The 12960-nt window shown below is 66.0% G+C and carries 10 protein-coding genes and 1 tRNA gene; 1 reads left to right on the top strand and 10 read right to left on the bottom strand.

Features of this window, described 5'->3' with window-relative positions; genetic code table 11:
• Positions 1-12: 12 nt before the first annotated feature.
• The 3 genes from AB7008_RS25755 to AB7008_RS25745 form a co-directional block, all read right to left on the bottom strand.
• The gene (locus AB7008_RS25755; protein WP_441259728.1) at positions 13-1635 is read right to left on the bottom strand and encodes an ABC transporter permease subunit; all 1623 of its coding nucleotides are present in this window, start codon (positions 1633-1635) and stop codon (positions 13-15) included.
• A complete protein-coding gene (locus tag AB7008_RS25750; RefSeq protein WP_039148905.1) occupies positions 1635-2552 on the bottom strand; it encodes an ABC transporter substrate-binding protein in 918 nt (305 codons plus the stop codon). Before AB7008_RS25750 ends, AB7008_RS25755 begins: the two co-directional genes overlap by 1 nt.
• A 420-nt stretch (positions 2553-2972) precedes the next feature.
• Positions 2973-3236: a hypothetical protein gene (locus AB7008_RS25745; RefSeq protein WP_441259727.1), complete on the bottom strand. Its 264-nt coding sequence runs from the start codon at positions 3234-3236 to the stop codon at positions 2973-2975.
• A gap of 262 nt (positions 3237-3498) precedes the next feature.
• On the opposite strand from AB7008_RS25745, the gene AB7008_RS25740 reads away from it, so the two are divergent.
• Positions 3499-3693, top strand: a complete 195-nt coding sequence (locus AB7008_RS25740; protein WP_441259726.1) for a hypothetical protein — start codon at positions 3499-3501, stop codon at positions 3691-3693.
• Positions 3694-3774: 81 nt separating this feature from the next.
• Here AB7008_RS25740 and AB7008_RS25735 read toward each other — a convergent pair whose 3' ends face one another.
• The 7 genes from AB7008_RS25735 to AB7008_RS25705 form a co-directional block, all read right to left on the bottom strand.
• Complete coding sequence (locus tag AB7008_RS25735; protein ID WP_212094664.1) at positions 3775-3921, bottom strand: hypothetical protein; 147 nt, start codon at positions 3919-3921, stop codon at positions 3775-3777.
• A 189-nt stretch (positions 3922-4110) separates the two neighbouring features.
• Positions 4111-4184: transfer RNA gene (locus tag AB7008_RS25730), tRNA-Cys, on the bottom strand.
• A gap of 56 nt (positions 4185-4240) precedes the next feature.
• On the bottom strand, positions 4241-5002 hold the full coding sequence (locus AB7008_RS25725) for an ABC transporter ATP-binding protein (protein WP_441259725.1): 762 nt from the start codon (positions 5000-5002) through the stop codon (positions 4241-4243).
• Positions 5003-5009: 7 nt separating this feature from the next.
• Positions 5010-5726, bottom strand: coding sequence for an ABC transporter permease (locus AB7008_RS25720; RefSeq protein WP_304489745.1), 717 nt, complete (start codon positions 5724-5726; stop codon positions 5010-5012).
• Between the two features lie 189 nt (positions 5727-5915).
• Positions 5916-6650 (bottom strand): tRNA-uridine aminocarboxypropyltransferase, encoded by a 735-nt coding sequence (locus AB7008_RS25715; RefSeq protein WP_212451511.1) that lies wholly within the window; start codon positions 6648-6650, stop codon positions 5916-5918.
• Between the two features lie 37 nt (positions 6651-6687).
• Positions 6688-9795, bottom strand: coding sequence for an efflux RND transporter permease subunit (locus AB7008_RS25710; RefSeq protein WP_441259724.1), 3108 nt, complete (start codon positions 9793-9795; stop codon positions 6688-6690).
• A complete protein-coding gene (locus AB7008_RS25705; RefSeq protein WP_264621127.1) occupies positions 9795-12944 on the bottom strand; it encodes an efflux RND transporter permease subunit in 3150 nt (1049 codons plus the stop codon). The genes AB7008_RS25710 and AB7008_RS25705 overlap by 1 nt, the downstream gene beginning before the upstream one ends.
• Between the last annotated feature and the right edge of the window lie 16 nt (positions 12945-12960).

Genomic DNA, 12960 nt, shown 5'->3' with positions numbered 1-12960 from the left:
TGGAGACGGCGCTCATCGCACCTCCTCCGGAGTCTTGTCGGCTTCCATCACGCTGAGGAAACGCGCCGTCAGCGGATTGCGGGGATTGGAGAGCACCTCGTGCGCCGGTCCCTCCTCGATGATCGTGCCGCCGCTCAGGAAAGCGACGCGGTCGGCGACTTCATCGGCGAAGCGGATCTGGTGGGTCGAGATGATCATGGTGAGGCCGTCGTCGATGGCGAGGCGCCGGATCACTTCCAGGACCTCGTTGACGAGCTCGGGATCGAGCGCCGAGGTCGGCTCGTCCAAGAGCAACACGCTTGGATTGGGCGCAAGCGCGCGGGCGATGGCGACGCGCTGCTGCTGGCCGCCGGAGAGATGTCGCGGCAGCGCGTCGGCGCGATGCGACAGCCCGACGCGGTCGAGCAACTCGGTGGCGCGGCGGTCGGCATCGATGCGGGTCATGCCGTGGACCCAGCGCAGGGGTCCGGCGATGTTCTCCTTGGCCGACAGATGGGCGAACAAATTGAACTGCTGGAACACCATGCCGACACCGACGGTTGCCCGCTCGTTGGCGATCGCCCGGGGTGACAGCAACTTGCCGTTATCGTCAAAGCCGAGGCTGCGGCCGCCGACGCGTACGGTGCCTCCGTCCCAGCTTTCGAGATGGTTGACGCAGCGGAGCAGCGTGCTCTTGCCGGAGCCGCTGGGGCCGAGCAGCGCGACCACCTCGCCGACGCGAACGGTGAGATCGAGGCCGTCGAGCACCTTCTGCGCGCCGTAGCTCTTGGTGAGGTCCTTGGTCTCGACTGCGATGTTGTTGCGCGCGATCGTCGCGGCACGCCGCGTGCGCTCCTCTCGGGTCAGAGCAAGCGGCGGCGTGTCGGTCAGCTCTGCCTGCAGGGGTTCGGGATCGGCAACGGTCGCCTCCGCAAGCTCCAGCTTGGTGCCAAGATCGACGCGGCGCCAGGGCAGATAGTCGGCAAGCTTGCGCTCCCGCCCCTTGGCGCGGTCGAGATCGAGCAGCCATTCGACGAACAACTGGATGACGCTGATGGCGAAGGTCAGCACGAGGTACAAAAGGCCAGAGGCGAAGAAGATCGAGAAGAAGTCGAAGGTCGAGGACGCAAGCTGGGTCGAGCGCAGGGTCAGTTCCTGGACCGCGACGACGGACGCCAGCGAGGAATTCTTCAGCGCGCTGACGGCCTCGTTGCCGAAGGCCGGGATCATGGTGCGGATCGCCTGCGGCGCGATCACCCGCCACATCAGGATCCGCGGCGTCATGCCGAGCGCCTGACCGGCCGTCACCTGCCCGCGGTCGACGCCGAGCACGCCTGCGCGCAGCATCTCCGCGATGAACGGCGCCTCGTTGCAGGCGAGCGCGAGCCCGGCCGCCAGCACCGCCGGCAGCTTGATGCCGATATGCGGCAGCGCGTCGTAGGCGAACACCATCTGCAGGATCAGCGGCGTGCCGCGGAAGATCACGGTGTAGGCCCTGGCGATCGCCGCCAGGGGCCAGAAGCGGGAGAGCTGCATGCCGGCGAGGATCAATCCGAGGATCAATCCGCCGCCGAGCCCGAGGGCGGTCACCTCGAGGGTGAGCTCGATGCCCTCGAGCAGATACGGCATGCTCAGGTAATGGAGAAACAGCGACATCAGTCAGCCGTCAGAATGTCAGGCTCCTTGAAGTTGTTCACATCGAGCCCATGCTTCTTCAGAAGCTCCATATGCGTGCCGGCCTTCTGCACCTCGATCAGCGCGGCCAGCACGGCGTCGCGGAATTTCGGCTTGTCCTTCGGGACGGCGATGCCGACCGAATACGGGATCGTCACCGCGATCGCCTTCTCCAGCTTGTCGGGATAGGCCTTCACCGCACTGTCGACCGTGTTGACGTCGTTGATGTAGGTGTCGGCACGACCGGCGAGGATAGCCTGGATGCAGTTGGCGTTGTTGTCGTAGAGCTGGATGGTCGGTTCGGGCTTGCCGGCCTTCTTGCACTCGGGGATCAGCGCCTGGATCAGGGGCACCTCGACATAGCCGGTGTTCTCAGCGGCGGCCGTACCGCACATCGACATGTTGATGCCGTTGATGCCCTTCGGATTGCCCTTGGCGACCAGCACGCCGTCGAACACTTTCGAGTAGGTGATGAAGTCGGCGGCCTTGGCGCGCTCCTTGGTGGCGTAGATATCGGAGATGACGATATCCGCCTGGCCGGCAGCGAGTGTTGTGAGGAGTGCTGCGAACGTCACCGGCTTGTAGGTCAGCTTGAAGCCGAGGCATTCGCCGATGGCCTCGCCAAGATCGATGTCAAAGCCGATATATTTGCTGGGATCCTTCGGATCGATCGTCTCATAGCCCGGTGTATGCGGGTTGATGGCGTTGACGAGGGTCTTGCCCTTCCAGTCCGGATATTTCTCCTGGAGCGCGGCGCAGGCGGCGGGCGCGGCGGCCTGCGCGCTCAGCGGTGCCGCGGCGACGAGGCCGAAGGCGATGCCGGCGCCGAGTGCGACCTTGCGCCATGGCAATGATGCGCGTGCCATCCCCCGCGCATGGGGCAATACCCGTGTCTCCATCTCCAGCTCCTTCGAATTGTCATGGCACTGGCCATGTTCCAGATCTCGGGAGCGAGCCTAGGTGGAGTTCTCCGCGGAAAGCTTGTCCGCGGGCGTACAAAAAATTGGATGAATGGGGCCCGCGAATTGGGCAGCCCGCTGCACAAAAACTGTTCGTGCGTCAGGCGGCCTGCGGGACGCAATTCCGAATTCGGGAGAACCAAATGATTTTGCGCGACGCAATAATCTGCGCGGCCCGAGAATCATGCGGTGTTGTCATTTGACGGAGATATGACAGCCAGGGGCCGTATCCACGGCCGACATCCAAACTAGATCACCGTCTGTCCACAGCCTGTCCGCAGCATATCCACAGGCCGACTATGCCGGATTCGCGAGACCGCACAGGCCACTTGCTGCGCACAAACCCACAGGGCAGCCATGTCAGCTGCCGGCCTGGTCGAAAACGGTGCGGCAAGCCTCGCTCAAGCTTGACCGGTTACGGCGCAGACAGGCCGTGATGGCGCGGACGTTGGGGATCTCGCCGGCGCAGAGCCGGTAGACGTCGGGGGTGCAGGCCCGGCGCTGCTCCGGGGTTCCCTGCTGCGCCTGAGCGGCGGTGGCGAACAGCGCCAGGAACAGCCCGACCGTCGAGGCGCGGCGCGCCCGGCTCCTCGCACCCGCAAACCGCAGGAACCTTGCCTTCATGACCAAGTCTCCCGACTGCCTTGCCCGCCCTCGGCCTTCGCTGGCCGGTGTCGTGCCAAGGGGTAGGAGAAATAAATCGCGGGGGATGTGATCTCTTTCACACTGACGCCGGACGGGAGGAACGTACGGTTCCGCGGGGATTTTAGGGAATCGCTAACCAATCGGAGCCCGATCGCCGGATCGTTAAAATGCGAACGACCGGCTCAATTGGGTAACAAACCGGCTTTGCGACATTGCGCCATCCGCGTTCTGCGAGGGTGCGATGAGCGAAGCCGAATTCAACTTGCTGCTGGATGCCGTCCGGGACGCCATGGTCTATCAAGATTTCGCGCCCGAGCCGGAGGAGGAATTCGTGCCCCGCTCGTGGTCGTACGTCGCAACGCCCAAAGCCGCCAATGACAATGACGGCGCCTGGCCCCTTCTGCCGTTTCCGGACGGCTGGTACGCAGCGAGTTGAGGCCACTTTCAACGTCAACCGCTGCGCCCGCTCCCGCGGGCGTTTCGCTATCGGCCTTGCGCCGGAATGGCGCGGCGCCGATCAGGTCTTGACCTGCTCCTCGCCGTCCTGCGGCGCCCGGTCGGGTGCGGCCGGCGGAAAGATGCTGTCATAGATCGCACGGGCCTCGCGAATCAGGCGGGCCCGCTCCAGCTCGGATTTCGGGACAAATCGGACGACGTCGCTCACGTGCTCTCCAGCTCCAGGGGTTCGTCACGCATCACTTCGCAGATGCGAAGTCCATGCCATCGGGCCTGAATCGCTGATGTCCGCCAAGCCCCGGGCAAACCCGGTGTGCACGGCCTGGCAGGCCTTTGCCGCGCGCTCGGCGGAACGCGCGGTGAGAAAAATTTGTGATGAAATATCGGGAGGTTGTTATGGAGGCCACGACCAGAATTGAACTGGTGTACACGGTTTTGCAGACCGTTGCGTAACCACTCCGCCACGTGGCCCCGTAAGGGCGGAGCAATATAGGGGATCAATGGCTTAGGCAACCCCGACCGGGCGTTTACGCCTTTGCCGCGCCAGGACCGGCGAGATATTTCGCAAGAATCGCATCGGTCGGGCCGGCCGCGGTCATCCGCCCCTCCTCCAGCAGGATCGCGCGGTTACAGGTGCTCTGGATCAGCTCGATGTCGTGGGAGGCCAGCACCAGGATGCCGGCACGGGCCACGATCTCGTCGAGCCGCTGCCGCGCCTTCCGACGGAACTGCTGGTCGCCGACGCCGATCCATTCGTCGAGCAGCACGATCTCGCCGTCCACGGCGGTTGCGACCGCGAAGATCAGGCGCAGCATCATGCCGCTGGAATAGGTCCGCAGCGGCAGATCGAGCCTGTCACCGAGCTCGGTGAACTCGGCGATCTCCGCCCGCCGCGCATCGATCTCGGAGCGCCGCGCGCCGATCACTAGCCCGCGGCGTATGATGTTCTCGTAGCCCGTGGCCTCCTCGTCGAAGCCGGCCGACAGGTCGAACAGCGACAGGCAGCGGCCGAGCACGTCCACACTGCCGGCGGTCGGATGATAGATGCCGGCGAGAACCCGCAGCAGCGTGGTCTTGCCGGCGCCGTTGGCGCCGATGACGGCGACGCGGTCGCCGGCACGGATGTCGAGACTGACGTCGTTGAGCGCGGAGACGATGTGCGGCACCGCTGGCGTCCGGCGCAGCGTCACGGCGCTGACGAACCGGCTGCGCAGCGAGCGGTCGCGGAACGACAGCACCGGAAAGTTGACCGAAACGTTGCGAAGCACGATGTGGGCAGCAAGGCTCATGCGCGCCTCACAGCCAATACGCCACGCGGTGGCGGTATTTTGCGTAGCAGCCGAAGGCGATGACGGCTACGACGATCGCATAGATCGCCCCGAGCAGCCATTGCCCAGGATCGGTCGGTTGCGACAGCAGCGGCCTGCGCACGAGGTCGAGCAGCGTCGCGAACGGATTGGCGCGGATCAGCCAGTGGAACGCGGTGCCGCGCAGGGCGTCCTCGGTCCAGATGATCGGCGTCAGGAAGAAGATGAATTGCAGGCCGCTGACGATCGCCGTGCCGATATCGCGAAAGCGCGCGCAGAGCATGCCGAGCGCGACCGAGCCGCCGAGCAGAACGATGAGCAGGATCGCAAAGCCCGGCACCGCGAGCAGCATGTTCCAGTAGAGCGGCCAGGGCATCACGATGTAGAGCAGCACTACGATCACCAGATGATGCGCGAAGATGAGCACGTTGCGCGCGATCATCTGGAGCACATGCACGATCAGCGGCGCCGGCACGGCCTTGATCAGGTGGCCAGACGCCACGAAGATGCTGGAGCCTTCCTGGAGCGTCGTCGCGATCAGGGTCCAGACGATCAGGCCGACGGCGAAGGGCGGCAGGAAACCGGCGATGTCCTGCTTGAACAGTGCGGCGTAGACCGTGCCGACACTTGCGATCGTCGCGGCGAGCGTCAGCGTGATCCAGAGCGGGCCGATCACGGTGCGCCGGTAGCGCAGCGAAATGTCCATCAGCGCGAGCGTGCCCCACCGATCGGGCCGCGCCGCCTGTGCAAGGATTTCCTTCGCCGCTGGCTGAATTCGACTGCCCCCTACCGATTCCGGCCTTCCGATGCCGCGACAGGATAGCCGCTCATCAGCCGCTGTTCTCTATCCGGCCGCCGTGCGTCGGGCAATCAACCCTACGGATGAAGGCCGAGGTCAGGCCCGCTTGCGGCGGCGGAAGTCGCGCCGACCGCCCTTTGGGGCCGGTTTCGGAGCCAACTCCGGCATCTCCGCCTGAACCTCGCGGTAGCGCGTCAACATCCGTTCAAAACTGGCATTGAGCGTCTCCGCGATGTCGGGGCGCTTCTCGAGACTGGCGAGGATCGTCGCGGCCGCCTCGATGGTCGAGAGCCCATCCTTGCGCGGCTCCTTGCGCAGGCGGCCGTAGCGGGAGGGATGCGCCGGGTTGAGGATCACGCGCTGGCATTTCAGCATCCAGGGATTGCGCCACCACAGCGCCTTGGCCTGGCTCCAGGTGCCGTCGAGCAGCACCACGCCTTCGAGCTTGCCGAGGATCGCGCGCTGGTTTTCCGCGACCTCGCCCTTGCGGTTGAGCGCCAGGATCTCGCCCTCGGCTTCGAGGTCGGCCGCGCGGGCCGAGCCGAGATAGAGCACGGCCCAGTGCGAGGCGTTCTCGACCGGCCGCCCCAGCGCCTTGGACAGGCTCGGCCAGGACAGGCCGACCCGCACCGTGGCATCGTCGAAATGCTTCGCAAGCAGCCGCGCGGTGCCGAGCGCCCTGTCCTGCTCCTGCGGATGCTGGAGGATCAGGAGCGAGAGCCGGTTTTCAATCGGCGTGACGCTGTCGCAGATGCACAGCGGCATCGGCTTCTGGCAGTGCGGGCATTCGGGGATCGGATCGGCCGGCGCGGCGGCGGTGGGGTTCGACATGGCCGCCGCTATACGCTTCGAACGGCGGTTCAACAACCTATTCCGCGGGCGCGGCGAGCGGACGCGGCTCGGAACGGCGGCGCAGGCGGTCGATCAGCAGGTAGATCACGGGCGTCGTGTAGAGCGTCAGGATCTGCGAGACGAACAGGCCGCCGATGATGGTGATGCCAAGCGGACGGCGCAGCTCCGTGCCCGGACCGGTCGCGATGACCAGCGGAATGCCGGCGAACAGCGCCGCCATGGTCGTCATCAGGATGGGGCGGAAGCGCGCCTGGCAGGCCTCGAAGATCGCCTCCGCCGAGGACAGGCCGCGCTGGCGCTCGGCATCGAGCGCGAAGTCCACCATCATGATGCCGTTCTTCTTGACGATGCCGATCAACAGGATGATGCCGACGAAGGCGATCACCGTCAGCGGCGTGTTGGTGAGCTGCAAGGCGAGCAGCGCGCCGAGCCCCGCGGACGGCAGCGTCGAGATGATCGTCAGCGGATGGGCGAGGCTCTCATAGAGCACGCCGAGCACGATATACATCGCCACCAGCGCGCCGAGGATCAGCAGCGGCTGGCGGCCGCTGGTCCTGGCGAAATCGCCCGCGTTGCCGTCAAAACTGCCGCGAATGCCTTCCGGCATGTGCAGTTCCTCGACCGCGCGCTGCACGTTCTGGGTGGCGGTCTGAAGCGGCACGTCCGGCAACAGGTTGAACGACACCGTGGTCGAGGGAAACGCCTGCGAATGATAGACCGCCAGCGCAGCGAGCCCGCGCGTCGCATGCACCACGGCCGACAGCGGCACCTGCGCATCGTTCGCACCGGCGACATAGATGCGATCGAGGTTGGATGGGTCGACCTGGAATTTCGGGTCGATCTCCAGCACGGTCATATACTGGTTGCGCTGGGTGTAGATGATGCCGATCTGCCGCTGCGAAAATGCGTTGTTGAGCGCGTTGTCGATATCCTGGACCTTGACGCCGAGCGCCGAGGCCTTCTGGCGGTCGATCGAGAGCGTGAGCTGAAGCCCGCCGGGATCGCGGTCGCTGGAAATATCGGTGATGCCCTCGACGCTCTCCATGCGCTTGGCCACGATCGGCGCCCATTTCTGGAGCAGGCTGAGATCGGTACTGGTCAGTGTGTACTGGTAGTCGGAATCGCTCTGTCGGCCACCGGCGCGGACGTCCTGGGCGGCGAACATGAACAGGCGGATGCCGGGCACCGGGTACAGGGCGCGCCTGAGACGGTCGATCACGACCTGCGTGGAGACGTGGTCGCGCTCCTCCGGCGGCTTCAGGCTGATGAACATGGTCCCGCGGTTCGAGGTCGCCGCCCCCGGGCCCCCGCCCCCGCTGCCGACGGTCGAGCCGATCCCGGCCACGGCCGGATCCTGCATCACGATGTCGGCGAGCCGCTGCTGCAGGCCGAGCATGGACTGGAACGAGATGTCGGCCGAGGCGCGCGTCGCGCCGATGACGAAGCCGGAATCGTCGGTCGGGAAATAGCCCTTGGGGACCTTGACGTAGAGCGTCACCGTGAGGCCGATGGTGGCGAAGAACACCAGCAGCGTCAGCAGCGGATATTGCAGCACGGTGCGCAGGCTGCGGGCGTAAAACGTGACCACGCGCGACAGTGAACCCTCGATCAGCCGATCGAACAGCGTCGCGGTCCCGGACGTGGTCTGCCGGATGTAATGGGCGCAGATCATCGGCGTGACCGTCAGCGACACCACCGTCGAGACCAGGATCGCGAAGGTCAGCGTCAGCGAGAACTCGCGCAGCAGGCGGCCGACGATGCCATCCATGAAGATCAGCGGCGTGAACGCCGCGATCAGCGACAGGCTGATCGAGACCACGGTGAACCCGATCTGCCGGGCGCCTACGAGCGCGGCCTGGAGCGGCCGCATGCCATGTTCGAGATTGCGGTACATGTTCTCGATCATGACGATGGCATCGTCGACCACGAAGCCGACCGAGATCGCCAGCGCCATCAGCGACAGATTGTCGATCGAGAAGCCCGCGACCCACATCCCGGCACAGGTTCCGGCCAGCGCCAGCGGCACGGAGATGCCGGCCGCTATCGTCGGCGTCAGCCGCCGCAGGAACACGAACACCACGACCATCACGAGGACGGCGGTTGCCAGCAGCGTCCACTGCATGTCGAGCACGCTGGCGCGGATCGTGCTGGTGCGATCGACCAAAGTGGAAATATCGACGCCCGCCGGGATCCATTGCTTCAGCGCCGGGATCAGCGCCTTCACCCGGTCGACGGTGTCGATGACGTTCGCGTCGCCCTGCTTGGTGATCTGGATCAGCACCGCCGGCTGCTTGTTGAACCAGGCGATCGAGCGAGCGTTGCGGACGGAGTCCTCGATGTCGGCGACGTCGGACAGCCGGACGAAATTGCCGTTCGAGCTCTTGATGATGATGTCGCGGAACTCATTCGCCGTCCGCATTTGCTTGTTCAGCGACAGCGTCTCGCTCTGGCGCTCGCCGTTGAAGATGCCGACGGGACCAAGCGGGTTGGCGTTGATGATCGCTGTCCTGACGTCGTCGGTGGCGATGCCGGCGTTGGACAGCGCGACGGGGTTGAGCTGCACGCGCACCGCCGGCTGGTCGGCGCCGCTCACGGTCACGTCGCCGACACCCGGCACCTGCGAGATCCGCTGCGCGAGCACGGTATCGGCGACGTCGTAGATCGCGCTGGCCGACAGCGTCTTCGAGGTCAGCGCCAGCACGAAAACGGGCGCGCCGGCCGTGTTCGCCTTGCGGAAGCGCGGCAGCGTCGGCAGGTCGCTCGGCAGGTCGATCAGCGCCGCGTTGATCGCCGCCTGCACGTCGCGCGCGGCCTTGTCGATGTTGCGGCCGATGTCGAACTGGAGCTGGATGCTGGTCGTGCCGAGCGACGACGTCGAGGTGATCTGGTTGATGCCCGCGATCTCGCCGAGCCGACGCTCCAATGGCGAGGCCACCGTCGCCGCCATGACGGACGGGTCGGCACCCGGCCGGCTGGCCGACACGAAGATGGCGGGGAAGTCGACGTTCGGGACCGAGGCGACGGGAAGGAACTCGTAGGCGACGACACCCAGCAGGAACAACCCGATCGACAGCAGCGTGGTCGCGACCGGCCGGCGGATGAAGGGCTCCGAGATCGATGCCATCACTGCATCCCCTCGGTCGCGCCCGCGACCGGCGGGCCGCCGGATTCGGCCGGAGGCAGCGCCTGCTCGAGGCGGCGGTTGATGCGGTCGAGCGCGAGGTAGATCACGGGCGTGGTGTAGAGCGTCAAAAGCTGGCTCAGCAGCAGGCCGCCGATGATGGAGATGCCGAGCGGAAAGCGCAGCTCGGCGCCGGTGCCGCTCTCGATTGCTAGCGGCAGCGCGCCGAACAGCGCCGCCAGCGTCGTCATCATGATCGGCCGGAAGCGCAAGAGACAGGCCTGCACGATCGCCTCGTTCGGCGACATCCCCTGCCCGCGCTCGGCCTCGAGCGCGAAGTCGATCATCATGATCGCGTTCTTCTTGACGATGCCCATCAAGAGAATGATGCCGATCAGGCCGATCACCGAGAGGTCCTGCCCGCAAAGCATCAGCGCCAGGATCGCGCCGACGCCGGCCGAAGGCAGCGTCGACAGGATGGTGATCGGGTGGATGTAGCTCTCATAGAGCACGCCCAGCACGATGTAGATCGTGATCACGGCGGCGAGCAGCAGCCAGGGCTGGCCGGCGAGCGCCTTGGCGAATTCAGCGGCGTCGCCGGCATAGACGCCGACGATGCTGTTGGGCATCTCGATCCGGGTCTCGATCGTCTTCACCGCCTCGACGGCATCGCCGAGCGCGGCGCCCGGGGCGAGGTTGAAGCTGAGCGAGATCGACGGGAATTGCGCCTGATGCGAGATCGCGAGCGGCGCCGTGGTGCGCTTCAGCGTTGCCACGGCCGAGAGCGGCACCTGGGCGCTGGGCGCGCCCACGATGCTGCTCGCCGCGCCCGGCAGATACAGCTTCGACAGGATCGAGGGATCGCGCTGGTACATCGGGAGCGCCTCCAGCACCACGCGGTACTGGTTGGCCTGGCCGTAGATGGTCGAGATCTGCCGCTGCGCGAACGCGTCGTTGAGCGTGTCGGTGATACCCTGCAGGCTCACGCCGAGCTGTCCGGCCCGGGTCCGGTCAACGTCGAGCTGCGCCCGCAGGCCGCCCTCCTGCGCTTCCGAGGAGACGTCGCGGAACAGCGGATCGCGCCGCATCTCGGCAACGAGCTTGCGCGCCCATTCCGACACCAGCGTCGCGTCGGTCCCGGTCAGCGTGTACTGGTACTGCGAACGGCTCGACTGGGTCGAGATCTGCACGTCCTGCACCGGCTGGAAATAGACGGTCATGCCGGGGATGGCCGACACCCGTTCCTTCAGCCGGGTCACCACCGCGCTGACGTCGTCGCGCCGCTCGCCGCGCGGCTTCAGGGTCATGACCAGGCGTCCGACATTGGTGGTCGGGTTGACCGAGCCCGCCCCGATCACCGAGACCACGCCGACCACATCAGGATCGGCCTTGATGGCATCGGCCGCCTCGGCCTGCCGCTTCTGCATCTCGGTGAACGACACGTCGGGTCCCGCCTCCGTCACCGCCGTGATCGAGGCGGTGTCCTGAAGCGGCAAAAAGCCCTTTGGCGCGACGACATAGAGGACGAGGGTCGCGATCAGGGTCGCAAATGTCACGAGCAGCGTGGCGCGCTGGCGTTCCAGGACCCAGAGCAGCGTGCGGTGATAGAACTCGACGGTGCTATCGATGAAGCGGCTGATCGCGGCCAATCCCGGCACGGCCAGTTCCTCATGGGCGTGCTTGAGCAGCCGCGAGCACATCATCGGCGTCAGCGTGAGCGAGACCACGGCCGAGGTTACGACCGCGATCGTCAGCGTCAGCGCGAATTCGCGGAACATGCGCCCGACGAGGCCCGACATGAACAGCAGCGGGATGAACACCGCAATCAGCGACACCGTCAGCGAGATCACGGTGAAGCCGATTTCGCTGGCCCCCTTCAGCGAGGCCTCCATCGCGCTGTCGCCGTTCTCCATGTGGCGGACGATGTTCTCGATCATGACGATGGCGTCGTCGACGACGAAGCCGGTGCCGATGGTGAGCGCCATCAGCGACAGATTGTCGAGGCTGAAGCCGGCGAAATACATGATGCCGAAGCTGGTGATCAGCGACAGCGGCAGCGCCACGCCGGCGATCAGCGTGGCCCGCAGCGAACGCAGGAACAGCAGCACCACCAGCGTCACCAAGACGACGCTGAGGATCAGGGTGAACTGCACGTCGCGGACCGAGGCGCGGATGGTGACGGTGCGGTCGGAGACGATGGTGAGGTTCACGCCGGCCGGAATGGCGCGCTGGACCTTTGGGATTTCCGCCCGGATCTGGCTGACGACATCGATGACGTTGGCACCGGGCTGGCGCTGGATGTCGATGATGACCGCCGGCGTGCCCTGGTACCAGCCGCCGGTGCGGTCGTTCTCGAGGCCATCCACGATCTGCGCGACGTCGCCGATCGTGACCGGCGAGCCGTTGCGGTAGGTGATGATAACAGGCTTGTAGGCGTCGGCGGCGGCGATCTGGTCGTTGGCGGCGATGAGGTAGGATTGCTGCGCGCCGTCGAGCGAGCCTTTTGGCCCGGAGACGTTGGCATTGGAGATCGCGGTGCGCAGATCCTCCATGGCGATGCCATAGGCCGCGAGGCGCGCCAGATCCGCCTGGATGCGCACGGCCGGCTTCAGCCCGCCGAGCACCGAGACGCGCCCCACGCCGGAGATCTGGCTCAGCCGCTGCGCCAGAAGCGTGTCGGCGATGTCGCTCATCGCCCGCAGCGAGATCGTGTCGGAGCGAAGCGCCAGCGTCATCACCGGCGCGTCTGCCGGGTTCACCTTGGCGTAGGTCGGCGGATAAGGCAGCGTCTTGGGCAGCACGCCGGCCGCCGCGTTGATCGCGGCCTGCACGTCCTGGGTGGCGCCGTCGATGTCGCGATTGAGATCGAACTGAAGCGATATCTGGCTGACGCCGAACGAGCTCGTCGAGTTCATCGCCGACAGCGACGGGATCTGGCCGAGCTGCCGCTCCAGCGGAGCGGTGATCAGCGAAGCGATCACGTCGGGGCTGGCGCCCGGAAGCTGCGTCGTCACCTGCACGGTCGGAAAATCGACCTGCGGCAGCGCCGAGACCGGCAGCGAGAAATAGCCGAGCGCGCCCCCGATCAGCAGGGCGATGCCGAGCAGCGAGGTCGCGATCGGGCGGCGGATGAAGGGTTCGGAGACGCCCATGGGATCTGCCTGCCGC

The organism is Bradyrhizobium sp. 521_C7_N1_3 (assembly GCF_052075975.1).
GTDB classification, from domain to species: Bacteria; Pseudomonadota; Alphaproteobacteria; order Rhizobiales; family Xanthobacteraceae; genus Bradyrhizobium; species Bradyrhizobium japonicum.
This window is presented reverse-complemented; position numbering and strand designations above follow the sequence as displayed.